The sequence below is a fragment of the Modestobacter sp. URMC 112 genome, from assembly GCF_053502575.1.
The window spans coordinates 3622957-3641889 of the sequence record NZ_CP199957.1 but is presented as its reverse complement, the minus strand read 5'-3'; the positions used below and the strand labels follow the sequence as shown (position 1 = coordinate 3641889).

The following is an 18933-nucleotide window of genomic DNA, read 5'->3' as shown; positions in this document are numbered from 1 at the left end:
AGGCGCACGTCGATCGATGGGAAGCGTGTAGATCGCCGGACAGTGTGTCAAGTGTCACGGTGCGCTGGCCAGAACCGTTACCGAGAGGTGTCCTGCGCGCGGCGACGGGGGGGCCGGGCCGGCCGGGTCGGTGCACGGGGACGGCACCGGGTGTCACCATGCGGGGGTGGAGGTCGTCGAGGGGCCGTTCGTCACGCGCCGCCAGGAGCTCGGCGCGGCCAGCGCCCGCAGCCTGCTGCTCACCGTGCTCGGCGAGTTCGTGCTGCCCAGCGGCCGCCCGGTGTGGACGGCGACCCTGATCGAGCTGCTCGGCGAGCTCGACGTCGCCGAGAAGGCCGCCCGCCAGGCGATCATGCGCACCGCCGACAGCGGCTGGATCGAGGGCAGCCGGGTCGGCCGGGAGACCCGCTGGTGGCTGACCGCCGAGGGGACCCGGCTGCTGCGCGAGGGCACCGACCGGATCTACGGCTTCGCGGCCGACCACCGGGTGTGGGACGGCCGCTGGCTGGTGCTGACCGTGAACGTGCCGGAGAACGAGCGGGCGCTGCGCCAGCGGCTGCGCACCCGGCTGGGCTGGGCCGGGCTGGGCTCGGTGAACGCCAGCACCTGGGTCACGCCCCGCACCGAGCGGGAGACCGAGGCGCGGCGCGTGCTCGACGACCTCGGCCTGCTCTCCGGGAGCTGGTCGTTCGTCGCGGCGGCCGGCCAGATCGGCGACGAGCGGTCGCTGGCCCGCAGCGCCTGGGACCTGGACGCCATCGAGGTCCGCTACGAGCAGTTCCTGGACCTGGTCGGCCGTCCCCGGCCGCGCACCGACCGGCAGGCGCTGGTCGCGCAGGTGCGGTTGATCCAGGAGTGGCGGCGCTTCCCGCTGCTGGACCCCGGCCTGCCGCGCGACCTGCTGCCGCCCCGGTGGAGCGGGAACCGGGCCGCGGAGGTCTTCCGGGAGCGGCACGCCAGCTGGGCGCCCCGGGCCCAGCAGGCGTGGGAGGCCATGGCCCGCCAGGACTGAGCCCCGCCGGGACCTCCGCCCAGGACCTCCGACCAGGACCTCCGCCCAGGACCTCCGACCAGGACCCGGTCAGGACCGGTTCAGGCGGGCACCCGGTGCTGCGCCAGCCACTCGCGGCCGGCGTCGGTGATCACGCGCATGTCCCGCTCGGCCTGCAGCAGCGAGGGCTGCTGCCGGTAGAGCCGGGCCACCAGGTGGCTGTCGGAGGTGAGCTCCCGGGCCAGGTGGTGGGCCTCCAGCTTGTGCAGCCGCCCGCCCGGGGCCTCGGCGAAGCGCTGCAGGAGGGCGGCCTGCGCGGCCTCGGCGTCCGGCCGGGGGGCGGCGGCGCCCGGCGTGCCGGCGGGCTCCTCGTCCAGCAGCGAGGTGATCGCCCGGGAGAAGGTCTGCACCAGGTCGCGGATCCGCTCGTCCCGCGAGGTCGCGGCAGCCGCCCCGCCCGATCCCTGCCAGGTCCGCTGCGGGTGCCGGCGCAGGTACTCCTGCTCCAGCTCCAGCATCCGCTCGGTGTGCGTGCGGAACTGCTCGGCCGTGCCGTGCAGGAAGACCCAGTGCCGCATGGCGTGCGCGTGCACGCCCTGGCGCTCCAGCTCCTCGTCGGACAGCTCGCGGGCCGGGACGCCCGGTCGGTCGGTCATGGCCGCTCCCTCGCTCGGTGGACCGGCCCCTGGTGACCGGCGTCTCATCGTGCTGGGTCGGCCGACCCGCTGTCACCCGGGAGGGCCGGCCGCCGGGTCCGCGGGCCGCGCCAGCACGAGGTTCAGCGCCGTCATCCGCAGCACGACCTCCCCGGCCCGGTCGACCATCTCGATCCCGGTGGTGACGATGCCGCGGTCGGGCCGGGTCCGGGACAGCCGCGCGGCCTGGACGGTGGTGCGCAGGGTGAGCTCGTCACCGGGGCGCACCGGGCGGACCCACCGCAGCTCGTCCACGCCCGGGGACCCGAGGCTGGACGCGGGGGAGAGGTGCTCCTGGGCGAACAGCCGCATCATCAGCGCGCAGGTGTGCCACCCGCTGGCGATGATCCCGCCGAACGGGCCGTCGGCGGCGGCCGCGGCGTCCACGTGGAAGGGCTGCGGGTCGAAGCGCTCGGCGAACTCGACGACCTCCGCCTCGGTCACGGAGATCGGGCCGTGCTCGGTGGTGGTGCCGGGTACGTAGTCCTCGAACCAGCGATCGCTCACCGGGGGACGCTAGCGCGGCCCGGCCGCTGCGGCCGACCGTGCGGCGGGCGGACGGACCCGGCCTCCCGCCGCACGCTCAGGACGACGTGGCGATCCGGGCGAGCTCGTCGGCGAGCTCCGCGGGCCGGGTGAAGACCGACTCGTGGCTGCCCGGCACCGTGCTGGCCGGCACGCCGAGCCGGTCGGGGAACCGGGGTGCCCAGGCGTGCTCGCCGGGCGGCAGCGCGACGTCCTCGCTGGAGAGCACGTACCGCAGCGGGACGCCGAGGTCGCGGTAGTCGTTGCCGGACACCGGGGCGTCGGTGAACGTCGCGTAGGGCTGCGGCCGCAGCAGCGAGTGCACCAGCGCGGACGTGGCCGGGTCGGCGTCGGCCATGAACCCCTGCTGGAACACCTCCAGCGGCAGGCTCACGGTGTTGTCCGACGAGCTGCCCGCCAGGGAGGCGAACAGACCCTGGAAGTCGGCCGGCACCTCGTCGTAGAGGCTCCGCCCGGCCTCCGGGACGAACGCCGACCAGAACACCAGCTGCTTCAGCCGCGGCGCCAGCCGCGGAGCGGCGCCGGCGATGACGTAGCCGCCCCAGCTGTGCCCGACCAGGGTGACGCCGGTCCGGTCGGTGGACTCGACGGAGGCGACCAGGGCGTCCACGCAGTCGGCCAGCGTCACGCCGCGGGGGTCGTCGTCGATGCCCAGCCCCGGGCTGGTCACCGCGCTCACCCGGTGGCCGGCGGCGCGCAGCCGGGCGGCCACCGGCTGCCAGCTCCAGCCGCCGTGCCATGCCCCGTGCTGCAGGACGAAGTCCTCTGCCATCGCGGTCCTCCTCCTCGAGTTCCTGTCCAGCCGTGCCGAGCGGCCCGTCGACCGGTCGCCCACGGCGTCCGGGACATCCCACTGGCGCGCCCGGCAGGGATCGAACCTGCGACCAAGTGCTTAGAAGGCACCTGCTCTATCCGCTGAGCTACGGGCGCTCGCCGGCTGATCATCCCATCGGGCGCGCCGTCCGGCCCGCGACTCCGTCGGGACCAGCCCTCGTGAGGGGGGCGCAGGGTGCCCGGCCGGCGGGCAGCCTGCACGCCGTCGTCCCCATGCCGGTCCGCCGTCCACAGCCGGCCGGACGGGCCCGCCGGCGGCCTCCGCCGGGCGCAGGGTGGTCGGCACCGGCGCCGCCCCGGCGCCCCGTCCCGCACCCGAGGAGCACCGTGAACGAGACCACGATCCACGTCGTCGGCAACGTCGCCGACGTCCCCCGCCGCAACCGCACCGCCAACGGGCCGGTGACCAACTTCCGGATGGCGTCCACCAGCCGCCGCTGGGACGAGGAGACCAAGGGCTTCGTCGACGGCGCCACCCTCTGGATGGACGTCGCGTGCTGGGGCGAGCTCGGCGGCAACGTCGCCCGCAGCGTCAGCAAGGGCGACCCGGTGCTCGTGGTCGGCAACCTGGCGACCGAGTCCTGGGACAGCGAGGCGGGCCGGCGCAGCGCCAACCGGATGAAGGCCACGGCCGTGGGGCTGAACCTCGCCCGCGGGTGGTCGGAGTTCAAGCGCCCGGCGCGCGCCGACCAGCCGGCCGGCGTCCCGGCGCCGGTCGAGGAGCCGTCCGCGGGGGAGGACCCGCCCGCGGACCCGTTCACCGACCGGTCCACGGACTACACCGAGGGGGCCCCGACGTTGCACGAGGTGGACTCCGACGTCCCCGGCGACCGCGAGGCGGTACCGGCGCTGACGTGAGCCTCCCGGACTGGGAGGATCGGAGCTGAGAACGCAGGGGGCGGGGCCGGTGCCGCGATCCGGCGGCCCCGCCCCGCCCCCGATCGCGACCTGACGGAAGGCACGGACCCCCAGTGGCCCAGTACATCTACTCCATGGTGCGTGCGCGCAAGGCGCACGGCGACAAGGTGATCCTCGACGACGTCACGCTGGCGTTCCTCCCCGGCGCCAAGATCGGCGTCGTCGGGCCCAACGGCGCCGGCAAGTCGACCGTCCTCAAGATCATGGCCGGCATGGAGACCGCGTCCAACGGCGAGACGATGCTCGCCCCGGACGCCACCGTCGGCATGCTCCAGCAGGAGCCGCCGCTGAACGAGGACCTCGACGTGCGCGGCAACGTCGAGGAGGCGGTCAAGGACCTGCGCGCGGCGCTCACCCGCTTCGAGGAGGTCAGCGCCGCGATGGGCGAGCCCGACGCCGACTTCGACGCGCTGCTGACCGAGCAGGGCAACCTGATGGAGGTCATCGAGAACGGCGACGGCTGGGAGCTCGACAACCGCATCGAGCAGGCCATGGACGCGCTGCGCTGCCCGCCCGGCGACGCCGACGTCCGGGTGCTCTCCGGTGGTGAGCGCCGCCGCGTCGCGCTGTGCAAGCTGCTGCTCGAGGCCCCCGACCTGCTGCTGCTCGACGAGCCCACCAACCACCTGGACGCCGAGAGCGTCGCCTGGCTGGAGGCGCACCTGGAGAAGTACGCCGGCACCGTCGTCGCGGTCACCCACGACCGGTACTTCCTGGACAACGTGGCCCAGTGGATCCTCGAGCTCGACCGGGGCCGCGCGTACCCCTACGAGGGCAACTACTCCACCTACCTGGAGACCAAGGCGTCCCGGCTCAAGGTCGAGGGGGCCAAGGACGCCAAGCGCGCCAAGCGCCTCAAGGACGAGCTGGAGTGGGTCCGGTCCGGCGCCAAGGCGCGGCAGGCCAAGAGCAAGGCCCGCCTGGCCCGCTACGAGGAGATGGCCGCGGAGGCCGACAAGTTCCGCAAGCTCGACTTCGAGGAGATCCAGATCCCGCCGGGCCCGCGGCTGGGCAACGTCGTCATCGAGACCGAGGACCTCACCAAGGGCTTCGGTGACCGGGTCCTGATCGACGACCTGTCCTTCACCCTGCCCCGCAACGGCATCGTCGGCGTGGTCGGGCCCAACGGCGTCGGCAAGACCACGCTGTTCAAGATGCTGGTCGGCGAGGACAAGCCCGACGACGGCGAGATCAAGGTCGGCGAGACGGTCAAGGTCGCCTACGTGGCGCAGGACCGCAGCGGCATCGACCCGAACAAGTCGCTGTGGGAGGTCGTCTCCGACGGGCTGGACCACATCAAGGTCGGCAACGTCGAGATGCCCTCCCGGGCCTACGTGTCCGCGTTCGGCTTCAAGGGCCCGGACCAGCAGAAGAAGGCCGGCGTGCTCTCCGGGGGTGAGCGGAACCGGCTGAACCTGGCGCTGACCCTCAAGCAGGGCGGCAACCTGCTGCTGCTCGACGAGCCGACCAACGACCTGGACACCGAGACCCTCACCAGCCTGGAGGGTGCGCTGCTGGAGTTCCCCGGCTGCGCCGTGGTCGTCAGCCACGACCGGTGGTTCCTCGACCGGGTGGCGACGCACATCCTCGCCTACGAGGGCGAGTCCAAGTGGTTCTGGTTCGAGGGCAACTTCGAGGACTACGAGAAGAACAAGGTCGAGCGGCTGGGTGCGGACGCCGCCCGTCCGCACCGCGCCACCTACCGCAAGCTGACCCGCGACTGACGAAGGACCCCCTTCCTCCCCACCCTTCGCAAGCTCAGGGCGGGCCCCTGGAAGGGGGCCTGGGCGGGACCCTGCGGATGGGCCGTTCCAGTGGTGGGCCGTTCCCCGCACCTCGCCTACGGCCGGGCTGAGGGGTCCTTCTGCGGGTCGGCCGTCGGTGTCCTCAGGGGCTGAAGCGTTCGACGAAGGCCCGCTGGGCGCGGGTCTCCACCGCGCGGGGGCGGTAGTGGCTGCGCACGTAGGCCACCGCCTCTCCCGCGGGGACCCCGTCCAGGACGGCGAGGCAGGCCAGCGCCGTCCCGGTCCGGCCGGTGCCACCTCCGCAGGCCACCTCGACGCGCTCGTCCGCGGACCGCGAGAGCACCTCGCCGAGCGCGTCCCGCAGGTCGTCGGGGTCCGCGGGCAACCGGAAGTCCGGCCACCGCGCCCACCGGCTCTCCCACGGCACCGACGGCGGGCGGCCCAGCAGGTACAGCCCGAAGCCGGGCGTCGGCCCGGCCGGCAGCGGGCGGCGCAACCCCCGCCCGCGGACGACCCGGCCGGACGGCAGCACCAGCAGTCCCGGCGTCCCCGGATCCCAGCTTCCGCCCACGTCAGCACGGTAGGGCGGGCGGCCCCGGCAGCAGGACGCGGTGCCCGGTACGGCAGGGTGGCCGCGTGAGGCACACCGTCGCGGTCCCGATGCGCTGGTCGGACATGGACGCCTACCAGCACATCAACAACGTGGCCTTCCTCGGCTACTTCGAGATGGCCCGGGTGGACCTGTTCTTCGACCACCCCACCCACGACGAGAAGACCGGCCTGCGCCGCGGCATCGTCGTCGCCTCCCACGAGATCTCCTACAAGCGGTCGGTCGAGTACGACGCCGAGCCGCTGGAGGTGCAGATCTGGGTGTCCGGCATCCGGGCGGCGGCCTTCACGTGCCACTACGAGCTGTTCGACCACGGCGTCCTCGCCGTCACCGGGAGCACCCTGCTGGTGCCGGTGGACTTCGCGCTCAACCGCCCCCGCCGGCTCACCCCGGAGGAGAAGGTCTTCCTCGACCGCTACCTGGACGACGCCCCCACCCCCTGATCCCGACACCGCGGCACCGCGGCACCGCGGCCCCGCGGACCGCGGCCCCGCGGACCGCGGCCCCGCGGACCCCGGCCCCGCGCTTTCGGTACCGAAAGCGCGCGGGCTCGAGCCCGAAAAGGCACGCGGGCTCGAGCCCCAAGGATCGCGCGGGGTCAGTCCGGGAGGGCGACGATCCGGGGCACCGGGCGGTCGGCGCCCACCGGCGCGCCGCGGCGGGCGGCCTCCTCCTCCGACACCGGCAGCACCGCGTCTCCCTCGGCGATCGTGCCGCCGACGAACACCGCGGCGTTGATGCCGCCGCGGGTGGCCAGCGCCTTCACCAGCTTGTGCCCGGTCAGCCGCTCCAGGTGCGTGCACGGCGGGCAGCGCTTGGACCCGAACAGCAGCACGTCGCCCACGGTGAACCACCGGCCGACCAGCGCGGGCAGGTCGATACCGGTCGTGACGACGTTGCGCCGGGTGTCCCCGGGCGCCAGCTCCACCCCGGCTCCGCGGGCGGCCTCGGCCACCGCGGCGGCGTCGACGAGCGTCACCTGCTTCTCCAGCTGCGGGTACTGCGCCCAGGTGCCGCCGCCCAGCGCGTAGCGGTCCCCGTCCAGTCCCACCCCCGGGAGCGCCGCCACCGCGGGCCGCCGCACCATCGGCGCGGCCGCCTCGGGCGCGGTCCAGATCTCCAGCACCCGACCGCTCATCGCCGTCCTCTCCCCGGTCGCCGCGCCGTCGGCGCGTCGTCGTCCGCGCCGCGGGCGTCCAGCGCCTCCGCGACGGTGTGCGCCATCTGCAGCACCTGCACCAGCAGCGGCACCGCGGTCGTCGTCCACGCCCGGATGCCGCGCACCGTGCCCCCGCGGGCCGCCTGCGCCTCCCGGATCCGCTCGGCCCGCTCGGCCACCAGCGGGATGAACCGCAGGGTCATGGCGATCAGCAGGCCGATCCGGGCCGGCCGCACGCCGAACACCCGCAGCGGGGAGCACAGCCACTCCACGACGGCGACCAGCTCGGTCACCCGGGTGGTGGCGGTGACCACGGCGGCGGCCAGCACCAGCGCGAGCAGCCGCAGCACCACCAGTGCCGCGGCGGCCGCGCCGCTGACCAGCCCGGTGACCACGGCCAGCCCCAGCAGCCACCACAGGACGGCGCGCACCTGCCGGCCGAGCAGCGCGGCCGGCAGCCGGGCCACGCCCAGCCCGATCAGCACGACGGCGGCGAGCACCGAGCCGACCACGGCCAGCGTCGGGACGGCGAACACGACCACGCTGACCGCCACCAACGCCAGCAGCTTCGCTCCCGCCCGCAGCCGGTGCACCGGGCTCGCGACCGGCACGTACAGCGAGAGGGTCACGACCGGCCGGCCATCAGCGACCGGTACGCCGCGATCGCGGCGCGAGGGGAGTCGTCGGCGACCAACCGCCCGGCGTCGAAGACCAGCACCCGGTCGAAGTCCTCGATCAGCGGCAGGTCGTGGGTCACCACCACCACCGACTGCTCGAGCTCGGCCACCAGCCGGGCCACCCGCCGGGCGTTGAGCAGGTCCAGCAGCGTGGTCGGCTCGTCCAGCACGATCCGGGCCGGGCGCATGACCAGCACCCCGGCGATCGCCAGCAGCTGTTTCTGGCCTCCGGACAGCAGGTGCGCGGGGTGGTCGGCGTGCCCGGCCAGGCCGTAGCGGTGCAGCACCTCGGCCACCCGCTCGGCGCGCTCGGCGGCCGGCACGCCCATGTTCTCCAGCCCGAAGGCGACGTCCTCGGCGACGGTGGGGTGCACGATCTGCGCGTCGGGGTCCTGGAACACGAAGCCCACCCGGCGGCGCACCGCCCGGGTCGCGGTCCGGGTGTCCAGGCCGTCGACGGCGACCGTCCCCTCGGTGGGCAGGACGAGTCCGTTGAGCAGCCGGGCGAAGGTGGACTTCCCGGACCCGTTGGCCCCCACGACGCCGACCCGCCGCTCGGTCAGCCGCACGGTGACCCCGGCCAGCACCGTCCTGGTGCCGAACACGTGGCCCACGCCGGTCAGCTCGATGCCCCGGCCCGGGTCGGCGGCCGCCTCCGGCGCGCGACCGGCGGCGGACCGCCTCCTGCTCACCGGGCGGCGGCCGCCCGGCGAGGCCGCTCGATCACCGGGTACGCCCGCCGCACCTGGACGGCGACCAGCGAGGCGATGACCGCCTTGACGGCGTCCCCGGGCAGGAACACGAACGAGCCGGTGAACGCGGCGGCCAGCGGGATGTCGCCGTAGAGGCTCAGGAAGGGGATGCCAATGGCGTAGACCACCAGGATCCCGCCGACCACGTTCGCCAGCAGCGCCCAGCCGAGGTTGTACCGCGACCAGGTCAGCTCGGTGATCAGGCCGACGACGAAGGCACCGATCGGCCAGCTGTAGAGGTACCCCGCCGAGGGACCGGCGAAGACGGCCAGCCCACCCGACCCGCTGGCCAGCAGCGGCAGGCCGACGGCGACCAGCACCAGGAAGAGCAGCAGCGCCAGGAAGCCCCGCCGGGCGCCCAGCACCGACCCGGCCAGCATCACGCCCAGGGTCTGCGCCGTGATCGGCACCGGCCCGACCTGGATCGCCGGCACCAGCCCCAGCACGGCCGTGATGGCGGCGAAGAGCGCCACGTAGGCGAGGTCACGGGTCTTCACGACGTCTCCTCCAACGGCGGCCGGCGGGCGCTCAGGCTCCCGCGGAAGGTACCCGAGGCCCGCTCGCCGTCCATCGGTCGGCGGGGACGCGATGCGCTCTGGGCCGGCCGCAGCACCTCCCGAGGGCCGTCCGAGCGGTCGGCGAACCGATCGCCGTGTGTGCCTGCGCGCTCACCTGCAGATATGCCAGCCGGTTTGCCGCCGTCCTCGGCGCCGTGTTGTCTGGGGGTCCTGAGCCCCTCGGCGAAGGCGGAACAAGGCATGGCAACCGGGTGGTGGGCGTCGCTGTGGTCCCGGCGACCGCCGGCGCCACCGGACCCCACCCCGCAGCACCGGGTGGAGTCGGCCCGGTCGCCCGACGCCCGGCCCGCCGTCGGGGAACCGGCTCCGCACCGCGATCCGGCCGGTGCGACGCACGCCGGGGTGGCACTGCCGCCGCCCCGGGACCCCGTGCAGACCCGGACGTCCGGTCCTTCCGGTCGACCCGGGTCACCCCCCGACCCGGTGCGCAGCGCCCCGCTGCGTCCCCCACCGAGAACGACAGGAGCCCCATCCGTGGCACAGCTCGACAACGTCATCGCCGACCTCCTCGCGATCGAGGGCGCGAACGGCGCCGCGATCGTGGACATCGACAGCGGCATGGCCCTGGCCACCGGCGGCACGCCCGGGTTCGACCTCAACGTCGCGGCCGCCGGGAACTCGAACGTGGTGCGCGCGAAGTTGCGCACCATCCAGGACCTGGAGCTGAAGGACGAGATCGAGGACGTCCTCATCACGCTGCAGGGTCAGTACCACCTGATCAACGTGCTCAAGGGCCAGGGCAACAGCGGGCTGTTCATCTACCTCGTGCTCAACCGGATGACCGCGAACCTGGCGCTGGCCCGGCACAAGCTGCGGGCCGTAGCCGGCAGCGTGAGCGTCTGAAGGACCCCGCTGCCCCCCACCACTCGCACGCTCGTGGTGGGCCCCTGCAGCGGGGCCGACGGCGTGCGCCGGCGCCCTTCTCCGGGAGGGCGCCGGCGCACCGGCTCAGGCGGCGGTGGCGGCCTCGACTATCCGGTCGCGGACGGCGTCGACGGCGAGGTCGCCGGTGTCGATCCAGCGCGCGACCCGGCCGTTGGACACGATGCCGATGCGGTCACAGCACTCGGCCAGCTCGTCGGGGTCGACCGACACCACGACGACCGACGTGCCGTGCGCGGTCACGTCGTCCAGCAGCCGGCGCACCTGCTGGCGGGCGCGTACGTCGAGACCACGGGTCGGCTCGTGCAGGACGACGACGTCGTGCGCCGAGGCCGACATCCACCGGGCGAGCGCGAGCTTGTGCTGGTCGCCGCCGGACAGCGCGCCGAAGACCGTGCGGATGCTGAGCGTCTTCACGTCCATCTCGTGGACGGTCCGGATGACGCCGCGGAGCATGGCGATCTCCTGGCGCAGGTCCGTGAGCGCGCCCCACGGCTCCTGGGTCAGTGTCCGGGCGATCGTCTCGCCGGGGTCGACGCCGTAGGCGTCCTCGTCGGGTCGGTAGGCGGGCAGGCGCAGCGCACCGTCGTCCGCCGGCGAGCCCAGCGAGCGCGGCTGGCCGTGCAGCAGCAGCTCGTCGGTGATCGCCGGGAGCTCCCCCGACAGCGCCCCGGCGATCTCCCGGACGCCCGAGGACCGGTGCCCGGTCAGCCCGATCACCTCGCCGCGGTGCAGCGACAGGTCGACGCCCTCCACCACGCCGGGCACCCGCAGATTGCGGACCCGCAGTGCGACCTCGCCGTCCGGGGACGGCCCTGGCCCGAAGGACGCCGCGCCGTCGTCCGCCCGTGCCGGCTGCGGCATCGACGCAACCCGGGGCGCGGGCAGCGCGACCGGCTCACCCACGGTCTCCGCGGCCAGCTGGACCGGGTCCAGGCCGGCCGCCGACCGGTCCAGGGCGATCCGGCCGTCACGCAGCACCAGCACCCGGTCGACGACCTCGAGCATCTCGGGCAGCCGGTGGCTGATGTAGAGCACGCCCCGTCCCTGGCGGGCGAGCCGGCCGGCCACCGCGTGCAGGCCGGTGACCTCCATGGGCAGCAACGCGGCCGACACCTCGTCCAGCACCACCAGCGAGGTGTCCTCGGCGAGCACGCGGGCGATCTCCACCAGGCTGTGCACGAAGTGCGGCAGGTCGCCCACGAGGCTGTCCGGGTCGACGTCGAGGGTGACCTCGGAGAGCAGCACCTGGGCGTGCCGGCGCAGGTCCGCCTGCGACTGGCCGGCCTGAGGTGTGCCGCGGAAGACCGCCTGGGCGACGGTGAGCCCGGGGTCGATCCGGACCAGCTGCTCGACGACCCCGACACCGAGCTGGCGGGCGTCGGCCGCCGACAGCGGGGCGTAGGGGGAGCCCTTCAGGGTCATGGCACCGGAGTCGGCCGCGATGGTCCCGGCGAGGATGTCGCCGAGCGTCGACTTGCCGGCACCGTTGGTGCCCACCAGCCCGACGATCTCGCCCTCCCCGACGCCGAAGGAGACGTCCCGCAGGACGCGACGGGCCCCGAACGACTTCGTCAGGCCCTCCACCTGCAGCACCGTCATGGGTGGGCGGGCCTCCGTGGGGAAGGTCCGTCGACACGGGTCGGCGGACGGTGGCTCCAGCGTCTCCCGCGACGCTGTGTCATCGGTCGGATGCTACGTGGCCCCCGGCCGGCCCGTGTCCCGCGACGGCGGGTCCCCGGGGGACGCGCCGGAGGCGCTCCGGCCCCGCACCCGTCGGTACAGCGACAGCATCGAGCCGTTGTCCCCTGGTCGGGACGGCGACGGCGGGCGGTGCTCCGCGCGAGGCGTGCGGAGAACCGGGTCGCTCAGCGGTTCTGCATGCTGTACGCGGCCATCTCCAGGTAGCGCCACAGGGTGGCGTCCTGCTCGGGCGGCAGCTCCAGCGAGTCGACCGCCGCCCGCATGTGGGTGAGCCAGGCGTCGCGCTCGGCCGGGCCGATGGCGAAGGGGGCGTGCCGCATCCGCAGCCGCGGGTGGCCGCGGTTCTCCGAGTAGGTGGTCGGCCCGCCCCAGTACTGCTCGAGGAACAGCCGCAGCCGCGTCTCGGCGCCCTCCCAGTCGTCGGCCGGGTACAGCGGCCGCAGCACCGGGTCCTCGCGGACCGCCGCGTAGAAGTGCGCCACCAGCGCCCGGAAGGTGGGGGCGCCGCCGATCTCGGCGTAGAAGCTGCGCGCCGTGGGCAGTGACCGGCTCGTCTCGCTCATGCTCCCGATCGTCCCTCAGTGCCGCCGGCGGGGGGCACGCGGGCACCCCGGTCTCCCGGGCCGCCACCGGCCGCGCCCTCCGGGTCGGCGTCCGCGCCGTCCGTCGTGGGCTCGTCGCCGACCGCGTGCCCGCGGGTGCGGCGGAAGGCCACCAGCGGTCCGGCGACCGCCACCAGGCCGATCGCGCCGCACAGTGCCACCACGGTGCTGGGCGGCAGCACCTCGGCGCTCAGCCCGGCCAGCAGGACGCCGAGGCCCTGCACCCCGGACAGGCCGGCCACCGCCACCCCGAACGCCCGGCCGCGGAAGGCGCTGGGGACCGCCTGCACGAACGCCACGTTCAACGGGATCGAGAACGCGCCACCGACGCCGGCCAGGAAGAAGCAGGCCAGCACCAGCACGAACGACGTGGGAGAGGCACCCAGCCAGAAGGGCACCAGGCCGGCGAGCAGCACCCCGGCCAGCGACAGCACGGCCAGCGGGGCCAGCAGCCGCGCGCGCAGGTGCGGCGGGCACAGCCGGCCCACCAGCAGGCCGCCGACGACGGTGCCCGCGGGGTTGGCCGCCAGCAGCAGCCCGGTGACCGACGTGGTGTCGCGCAGCTGCACCCCGAGCGGGGTGGCGATGCCCTCGGGTGCGTTGACGAACAGCGCCGCGACCCAGAGCACGCCGACGATGGCCAGCAGGCGGCGGTGACCGAGGATGAAGCGCAGCCCGGTGCCGGTGTCGTTCCAGATGGTGCGCGGCACGCCACCGCCGTCCCCGGGTGCTGCGGGAGCGGGCCGGCGGGTCAGGCCGCGGGCCAGCCAGACCGCCGAGAGCGCGAAGGTGGCCGCGTCGATCAGCAGCGCGCCCGACGGCGACAGCGTCACCAGCAGCGCGCCGCCCAGCAGGAACCCGATCAGCTGCGAGAGCTGCAGGGTGATGCCGGTCAGCGAGGTGGCGACGGCGTACCGGTCGTCCTGCAGGACGTCGGCCATCAGCGCGGACCGCGCCGCCTCGAACGGCGGGGCGCACACCGAGACCAGCAGCAGCAACCCGAGCAGCACGGGCAGCGGCATGCCGGGCACCGCCATGACGGCCACCAGCACGGCGCGCACGACGTCGCTGGCGATGAGCACCCGGTGCCGGGGGAGCCGGTCGGCCAGCGCGGCCAGCACCGGCCCGCCCAGCACCCACGGCAGGTAGCTGATCGCGAAGGTGACCGCCGCGAGCAGCGCCGAGTCCGTCCGCTGGTAGACCAGCACGGTCAGCGCGACCCGGGCGAGCTCGTCGCCGATCGTGGACAGCAGGTAGGAACCGAACAGGGGGCGGAACTCCCGCACCGCGAACACCTGCCGGAAGGTGGCAGGGCGGTCCTGTCCGGCCGGGCCCGGTGCGCCCCGGCGGGGGCGGCGGCGGATCAGCGGAGACCCACGGCCGCGCCGGCGCCCGCCCCCAGTAGGGGCAGCGGCGTCTTGATGCCCTCGGCGACCAGCCGCTCCTTGAGGCGCATGCGCAGCTCCCGGCCCACCCGCCACTGGTCGGCGTTGGTGGTCCGCACCTGCACCCGCAAGAGCACGCCCTCCGCGGTGATCTGCTCCACCCCCAGCGACTCGGGCTCGCCCAGCAGGACCGGCTCCCACTCCTCGTCGGCCGCCATCGCGTCGGCGACCTCCTGCATCAGCCGGCGGCAGAGGTCCAGGTCGGTGTCGTGGGCGACCGGCATGTCGATGACCACCTGGGCGTACCCCTGGCTGCGGTTGCCGACGCGCAGGACCTCGCCGTTGCGGACGTACCAGACCACTCCGTTGACGTCCCGCAGCCGGGTGATGCGCAGGCCGACGGCCTCCACGGTGCCGCTGGCCTCGCCCAGGTCGACGACGTCGCCGACGCCGTACTGGTCCTCGAGGATGATCCCGACCCCGGCGATGAAGTCCTTGACCAGGTTCTGCGCGCCGAAGCCGAGCGCGACCCCGATCACCCCGGCGCTGGCCAGGATCGGCGCCAGGTTGATGCCCAGCTCGCCGAGGACGAGCACGACCGCGATCCCGAGCACCACCATCGAGGCGAGGCTGCGCAGCACCGAGCCGATCGCCTCGGCCCGCTGGGAGCGCCGGGCGACGATCAGCTCCAGACCGTCCCGGTCGGCCTGCCGGGCGCGGTTGCGCCAGGGCCGCAGCACCGTGGGCACGGCGCCGGTGGCCGTCCGGTCGATGAGGCGGCGGATGCCCCGGTGCAGCATCAGCCGGACGACCGCGGCCAGCACGACGATCAGCAGGATGGTGGCCGGCTTCTCGATCAGCGCGTCGGCGTTGGCCGCGAGCCAGTCCATCCCGAACGCCTCGTAGACCCGGGCGCACAGCGACGTGCTGTCCGAGGTGACGCAGCTCGGAACGGTCGGGACGTCGGCCTCGGCCGCCCTCACCACCAGCGCGTTCGCCATGCGGGTCAGTCTCCCAGGTCGGCCGGCCGCGATCGACGACCGCCACGGGTCGGCGGCGTCCCGTCGGCCGGCATCACGTCGGGACCGGCGCGTCAGCGGCCTCTCCGGGCGGGCCGAGACCCGTGTGCGCGGCGAGGAACGCCAGCTGGTCGGCGGCCAGCCCGACGGTCCGGCTCACCGCCCGCGCCCCGTGCCCGACCGACAGCTCCCGGCGGAGCACCACCGGCCGGTCCGAGGACGTCGCGTGCTGCAGCGCGGCGGTGAGCTTGCGGGCGTGCAGCGGGTCGACCCGGGTGTCGGACTCGAAGGTGGTGAACAGGACCGCGGGGTAGGCGGTGCCGTCAGCCACCCGGTGGTAGGGGGAGTAGCCCAGCAGCCAGCGCAGCTCCTCCGGGTCGGCGGCGGTGCCGTACTCGTCGTTCCAGGTCCGGCCCAGCCCGAACAGCTCGTAGCGGACCATGTCCAGCAGCGGGGCGCTGCAGACGACGGCGGACACCAGCTCGGGCCGCTGGGTCAGCAGCGCGCCCACGAGCAGCCCGCCGTTGGAGCCGCCCATCACCGCCAGCTGCGCCGGTGTCGTCCAGCCCTGCGCCACCAGGTGCTCGGCCGCGGCGGCGAAGTCGTCGAAGACGTTCTGCTTGCGCTCCCGCATCCCGGCCCGGTGCCACTCCTCGCCGTGCTCGGAGCCGCCGCGCAGGTTCGCCACCACCCACACCCCGCCGGCGGCCACCCAGGCCAGCGTCTGCGCGGTGTACGCGGGGGTGAGCGAGACGTTGAAGCCGCCGTAGCCGTAGAGCACGGTCGGCCGCGGTGCCCCGGGCGTCCCGGTCCCGGACAGCACGAACAGGTGCACCGGTGTCCCGTCCGCCGAGGTCGCGTGCGTCTCGACCACCCGCACGTCCGGCACGTCCCCGGCGACGGGCGCCCGCTCCCAGTCGGCGAGCGCGGTGGGGGAGCCGGCGTCCCAGCGGAGCACCGAGGGCGGCGTCGCGTAGTCGGTGTAGCCGACCCAGGCCGTGCTGCCGCCCTCCGGCGGTGCACTGACGCCGGAGACGCTGCCCGGGCGCAGGTCCGTCACCTGCGCCGTCCGCCCGCTGCCGTCCGCGGCCCACACCGAGAGCCGGTCGGTCGCGTCGACGGCGTGCACGGCCAGCACCTGCAGCCCGCCGTCGGGTCCGTCGACCAGCGCGACGTCGGAGAGGACGCCGTCGGGCTGCTGCGGCACGACCTCCCGCCAGCTGTCCGGTGCCCAGCTGCCCGGGTCGGCCGGGTCGGCGACGGCGAGCCGGCCGCGGGGGGCGTCGCGGTCGCTGTGCAGCCACAGCCGCCCGTCGCGGGCCACCCAGGCCGAGGTCTGCGCGTCCACGCCGACCTGCAGCTCCCGCAGCTCGCCGTCCCCGGCCAGGTCGGCCAGCCAGACGTCGTCCCGCGGTGCGGTGCCCACCGAGGCCGAGACGACCAGCCAGCGGCCGTCGGCGCTGGTGCGCGCGCCGAAGTAGGTCGCCGGGTCACTGCCCTCGCCGTGGACCAGCACGTCGGTGCCGGGGTCGCTGCCGACCCGGTGGCGCCACACCCGGCGGTGGAACTGCTCCTCGCCCGCCGGGACCAGGTCCGGGGCCAGCCGGCGGACGTAGAACAGCTCCTCGCCGCCGGGCAGCCAGCCGACGGGGGAGTACCGGCACCGGTCGACCGGGCCGTCCAGCAGCTCGCCGGTGGCCACGTCCAGCACGTACAGCCGGGACTCCTCGTCCCCGCCGGTGGACAGCTGGTACGCCAGCCGGTCGCCCTCCCAGGACGGCGACCAGGCGTCCAGCGTCGTCGTCCCGGCCGGGTCCAGCGCCATCGGGTCGACCAGGACCCGCTGGGTGCCGTCGGGCTCGCGGACCCGCAGCACCGCGTGCTCCTGGCCGGGGTCGCGGCGGGTGGAGAACGCGCGCCCGGCCCGCCACACGGGCACCCCGACGGCGCCGGCGTGCACCAGCTGGGTGAGCCGGTCGGCGAAGGACCCCCGGGCGGGCAGCGCGGCGAGCAGCTCCGCGGCCAGGGCGTCCTGCGCCGCGGCCCACTCTGCGGTGCGCGGGTCGGCGGCGTCCTCCAGCCAGCGGTAGGGATCGGCCACGGGGACGCCGTGCAGGTCCTCGACCAGGTCCAGACGGGGGGTGGGGGGAGAGGGCACGCACCGACCGTAACCGGGGCGGCCGACGATTCGCCGTGCCAGACGACAGGGCCGCAGGGCACTATGGGCGTGCCCGCGGGTACCTGGAGCCACCGGCGGCCCGGGGCATCGGAGGTGTCCCGTGTCGATCACCAGACTCGGGTCGTCGTCCGCGGGCCATCCGGGCTCGAGGCGCGACCCGCACGCCGGTCCGCACGCGCCTGCCCCGGCAGCCGCGACCGCCAGCGCCACGCTGCTCCTGAACGCCACCTACGAGCCGTTGTGCGTGGTCTCCAGCCGCCGCGCGATCGTGCTCGTGCTCGCCGCCAAGGCCGAGGCCGTCGACGTCACCGAGGACGAGGTGCACGCCGAGCGGCTGACCCTCGCGGTGCCGATCGTGGTCCGGCTGACCCGGTACGTGCGGGTGCCCTACCCGGTCCAGGTGCCGCTGTCCCGGCGCGCGGTGTTCACCCGCGACGGGCAGACCTGCGTCTACTGCGGCGGCTCGGCCACCAGCATCGACCACGTGGTGCCGCGCAGCCGCGGGGGCACGCACACCTGGGACAACGTCGTCGCGGCCTGCCGGCGCTGCAACCACGCCAAGGCCGACCGCTTCCTGGCCGAGATCGGCTGGTCGCTGCCGCGGCAGCCCGGCGCACCCAGCGGAGCGGCCTGGCGGCTGCTCGGGCACCGCACCGTGGACCCCCGCTGGCACGCCTGGCTCGGCATGACGGAGTCCGTCAGCGCCTAGAGCAAGGACCCCCTCTTCCCCAGGGCCCGCTCCAGGGGCCCGGCCCGAGCTCGCGAGGGTCGGGAGGAGCGGGTCCTCCTACTCGGGGCGGTGCCCTGGAGGGGGTCACCCGTGTTCAGCATGTCGGCGCGGGGTCCGGGCGGTCCACGCTCCTAGGGTGCGGACGGCCTCCCGGAACCGCCGCCAGCAGAGAGGGCCCGCCCATGTCGACCGTTCGCCGTCCCCGGTGCCGCTGCGCGCGGCGTGCCGGGACGTCGACGTGCGACCGATGAGGCGGCCCGGCCGGCGGACCGCGGCCCTGTCCGGGCTGGCCGCGCTGGGGCTCACCGGGGCCGTCGTCCTCGGCGCGGGGTTGTCCACGGACCCGGCGCCGGGGGCGGGCGGGCAGGCGCCGGCCGAGCTGACGGCCGCCCCTCTCCCGGGTGCGCCGCCGACGTCCACGCCGAGCGCGCACACCACGCCGTCGTCCGCCGTCCACGTCCGGGTCCCGGCCGTCGACCTGGACCTGCCGGTGCTCCCGCTCACCACCCAGCGCGGTGTGATCGACCCCCCGCTGCTCACCGCGGCCTACTGGATCGAGCCGTACGGGGAGCCGGTCGGATCGGCCGGCCAGGCGGAGAACACGCTCTACCTGGCCGCCCACTCCGCTGGACGGGGCAGCGACGGGTTCGACCCGCTGCTCGGCCCCGGCGAGGGCGGGAGCGCGCTCGGTGCCGGGGACCAGGTGGAGGTCAGCACGCCCGGGGGCACGGTCTCCTACACCGTCGAGCGCACCGCGCGGTACGACAAGGACGACCTGGCCGGCGCCGCGGAGGTCTGGGAGGCCTCGCCCGGACGGCTGGTGCTCATCACCTGCCTGCAGCGCGAGGCCGGGCGTACCTCGACGGAGAACCTCGTCGTCTTCGCGGAGTCCTGACGACACGGCCCCACAGTGGGCGGCCGGCTTTG

General features: G+C 74.9%; 20 protein-coding genes and 1 tRNA gene. 7 read left to right on the top strand and 14 right to left on the bottom strand.

Going from position 1 to position 18933, the window contains the following annotated elements:
- The first annotated feature begins 166 nt into the window (after positions 1-166).
- On the top strand, positions 167-1012 hold the full coding sequence (locus tag ACWIX6_RS17205; RefSeq protein ID WP_448613652.1) for a PaaX family transcriptional regulator: 846 nt from the start codon (positions 167-169) through the stop codon (positions 1010-1012).
- Positions 1013-1092: 80 nt separating this feature from the next.
- On the opposite strand, the gene ACWIX6_RS17200 is transcribed toward ACWIX6_RS17205, so the two are convergent.
- The 4 genes from ACWIX6_RS17200 to ACWIX6_RS17185 all read right to left on the bottom strand — a co-directional run bounded on the left by ACWIX6_RS17200 (position 1093) and on the right by ACWIX6_RS17185 (position 3162).
- Positions 1093-1647 carry a DUF6158 family protein gene (locus tag ACWIX6_RS17200; RefSeq protein WP_448613651.1) on the bottom strand — a complete coding sequence of 185 codons (555 nt, stop codon included), beginning with the start codon at positions 1645-1647 and terminating at the stop codon, positions 1093-1095.
- A 72-nt stretch (positions 1648-1719) separates the two neighbouring features.
- Entirely contained in the window at positions 1720-2193 is a 474-nt protein-coding gene (locus ACWIX6_RS17195) for a MaoC family dehydratase (RefSeq protein ID WP_448613650.1), read from the bottom strand.
- Positions 2194-2269: 76 nt separating this feature from the next.
- Complete coding sequence (locus ACWIX6_RS17190) at positions 2270-3004, bottom strand: alpha/beta fold hydrolase (RefSeq protein WP_448613649.1); 735 nt, start codon at positions 3002-3004, stop codon at positions 2270-2272.
- A gap of 82 nt (positions 3005-3086) precedes the next feature.
- Positions 3087-3162 (bottom strand) — tRNA-Arg (locus tag ACWIX6_RS17185).
- Positions 3163-3393: 231 nt separating this feature from the next.
- Between ACWIX6_RS17185 and ACWIX6_RS17180 the strand changes: the two genes are divergently transcribed.
- Positions 3394-3924, top strand: a complete 531-nt coding sequence (locus tag ACWIX6_RS17180; protein ID WP_448613648.1) for a single-stranded DNA-binding protein — start codon at positions 3394-3396, stop codon at positions 3922-3924.
- A 113-nt stretch (positions 3925-4037) separates the two neighbouring features.
- Complete coding sequence (gene ettA / locus ACWIX6_RS17175; protein WP_448613647.1) at positions 4038-5708, top strand: energy-dependent translational throttle protein EttA; 1671 nt, start codon at positions 4038-4040, stop codon at positions 5706-5708.
- A 163-nt stretch (positions 5709-5871) separates the two neighbouring features.
- On the opposite strand, the gene ACWIX6_RS17170 is transcribed toward ettA, so the two are convergent.
- Positions 5872-6300, bottom strand: coding sequence for a protein-tyrosine phosphatase family protein (locus ACWIX6_RS17170; RefSeq protein ID WP_448613646.1), 429 nt, complete (start codon positions 6298-6300; stop codon positions 5872-5874).
- A 65-nt stretch (positions 6301-6365) separates the two neighbouring features.
- Between ACWIX6_RS17170 and ACWIX6_RS17165 the strand changes: the two genes are divergently transcribed.
- Complete coding sequence (locus tag ACWIX6_RS17165; protein ID WP_448613645.1) at positions 6366-6782, top strand: acyl-CoA thioesterase; 417 nt, start codon at positions 6366-6368, stop codon at positions 6780-6782.
- A 155-nt stretch (positions 6783-6937) separates the two neighbouring features.
- Here the strand turns inward: ACWIX6_RS17165 and ACWIX6_RS17160 are convergent, their stop codons facing one another.
- From ACWIX6_RS17160 to ACWIX6_RS17145, 4 genes are read right to left on the bottom strand one after another with little or no spacing between them, the layout of a single operon-like run.
- Positions 6938-7477 (bottom strand): MOSC domain-containing protein, encoded by a 540-nt coding sequence (locus ACWIX6_RS17160; RefSeq protein WP_448613644.1) that lies wholly within the window; start codon positions 7475-7477, stop codon positions 6938-6940.
- Positions 7474-8127: an energy-coupling factor transporter transmembrane component T family protein gene (locus tag ACWIX6_RS17155; RefSeq protein WP_448613643.1), complete on the bottom strand. Its 654-nt coding sequence runs from the start codon at positions 8125-8127 to the stop codon at positions 7474-7476. The genes ACWIX6_RS17160 and ACWIX6_RS17155 overlap by 4 nt, the downstream gene beginning before the upstream one ends.
- Complete coding sequence (locus ACWIX6_RS17150) at positions 8124-8867, bottom strand: energy-coupling factor ABC transporter ATP-binding protein (RefSeq protein WP_448613642.1); 744 nt, start codon at positions 8865-8867, stop codon at positions 8124-8126. The genes ACWIX6_RS17155 and ACWIX6_RS17150 overlap by 4 nt, the downstream gene beginning before the upstream one ends.
- Positions 8864-9424 carry a biotin transporter BioY gene (locus ACWIX6_RS17145; protein WP_448613641.1) on the bottom strand — a complete coding sequence of 187 codons (561 nt, stop codon included), beginning with the start codon at positions 9422-9424 and terminating at the stop codon, positions 8864-8866. Before ACWIX6_RS17145 ends, ACWIX6_RS17150 begins: the two co-directional genes overlap by 4 nt.
- A 555-nt stretch (positions 9425-9979) precedes the next feature.
- On the opposite strand from ACWIX6_RS17145, the gene ACWIX6_RS17140 reads away from it, so the two are divergent.
- Positions 9980-10348 (top strand): hypothetical protein, encoded by a 369-nt coding sequence (locus ACWIX6_RS17140; RefSeq protein WP_448613640.1) that lies wholly within the window; start codon positions 9980-9982, stop codon positions 10346-10348.
- Positions 10349-10453: 105 nt separating this feature from the next.
- Here the strand turns inward: ACWIX6_RS17140 and ACWIX6_RS17135 are convergent, their stop codons facing one another.
- From ACWIX6_RS17135 to ACWIX6_RS17115, 5 genes are all read right to left on the bottom strand, one after another.
- The gene (locus ACWIX6_RS17135; RefSeq protein WP_448613639.1) at positions 10454-11989 is read right to left on the bottom strand and encodes an ATP-binding cassette domain-containing protein; all 1536 of its coding nucleotides are present in this window, start codon (positions 11987-11989) and stop codon (positions 10454-10456) included.
- Between the two features lie 266 nt (positions 11990-12255).
- Positions 12256-12654 carry a globin gene (locus ACWIX6_RS17130; RefSeq protein ID WP_448613638.1) on the bottom strand — a complete coding sequence of 133 codons (399 nt, stop codon included), beginning with the start codon at positions 12652-12654 and terminating at the stop codon, positions 12256-12258.
- Positions 12651-13988, bottom strand: coding sequence for an MFS transporter (locus tag ACWIX6_RS17125; protein ID WP_448613637.1), 1338 nt, complete (start codon positions 13986-13988; stop codon positions 12651-12653). Before ACWIX6_RS17125 ends, ACWIX6_RS17130 begins: the two co-directional genes overlap by 4 nt.
- Before the next feature lie 68 nt (positions 13989-14056).
- Positions 14057-15079: a mechanosensitive ion channel family protein gene (locus ACWIX6_RS17120; protein ID WP_448613636.1), complete on the bottom strand. Its 1023-nt coding sequence runs from the start codon at positions 15077-15079 to the stop codon at positions 14057-14059.
- A gap of 73 nt (positions 15080-15152) precedes the next feature.
- Entirely contained in the window at positions 15153-17255 is a 2103-nt protein-coding gene (locus ACWIX6_RS17115) for a prolyl oligopeptidase family serine peptidase (protein ID WP_448613635.1), read from the bottom strand.
- Positions 17256-17376: 121 nt separating this feature from the next.
- On the opposite strand from ACWIX6_RS17115, the gene ACWIX6_RS17110 reads away from it, so the two are divergent.
- Both ACWIX6_RS17110 and ACWIX6_RS17105 read left to right on the top strand, forming a co-directional pair.
- Positions 17377-17985, top strand: a complete 609-nt coding sequence (locus tag ACWIX6_RS17110; RefSeq protein WP_448613634.1) for an HNH endonuclease — start codon at positions 17377-17379, stop codon at positions 17983-17985.
- A gap of 268 nt (positions 17986-18253) precedes the next feature.
- Positions 18254-18901 carry a sortase domain-containing protein gene (locus ACWIX6_RS17105; RefSeq protein ID WP_448613633.1) on the top strand — a complete coding sequence of 216 codons (648 nt, stop codon included), beginning with the start codon at positions 18254-18256 and terminating at the stop codon, positions 18899-18901.
- Positions 18902-18933 lie beyond the last annotated feature (32 nt).

Coding starts and splice junctions, on each gene's coding strand:
- ACWIX6_RS17105 (WP_448613633.1), top strand. CDS start 18,254: ATGAGGCGGCCCGGCCGGCGGACCGCGGCCCTGTCCGGGCTGGCCGCG.
- ACWIX6_RS17160 (WP_448613644.1), bottom strand. CDS start 7,477: ATGAGCGGTCGGGTGCTGGAGATCTGGACCGCGCCCGAGGCGGCCGCG.
- ACWIX6_RS17130 (WP_448613638.1), bottom strand. CDS start 12,654: ATGAGCGAGACGAGCCGGTCACTGCCCACGGCGCGCAGCTTCTACGCC.
- ACWIX6_RS17120 (WP_448613636.1), bottom strand. CDS start 15,079: ATGGCGAACGCGCTGGTGGTGAGGGCGGCCGAGGCCGACGTCCCGACC.
- ACWIX6_RS17135 (WP_448613639.1), bottom strand. CDS start 11,989: ATGACGGTGCTGCAGGTGGAGGGCCTGACGAAGTCGTTCGGGGCCCGT.
- ACWIX6_RS17200 (WP_448613651.1), bottom strand. CDS start 1,647: ATGACCGACCGACCGGGCGTCCCGGCCCGCGAGCTGTCCGACGAGGAG.
- ACWIX6_RS17190 (WP_448613649.1), bottom strand. CDS start 3,004: ATGGCAGAGGACTTCGTCCTGCAGCACGGGGCATGGCACGGCGGCTGG.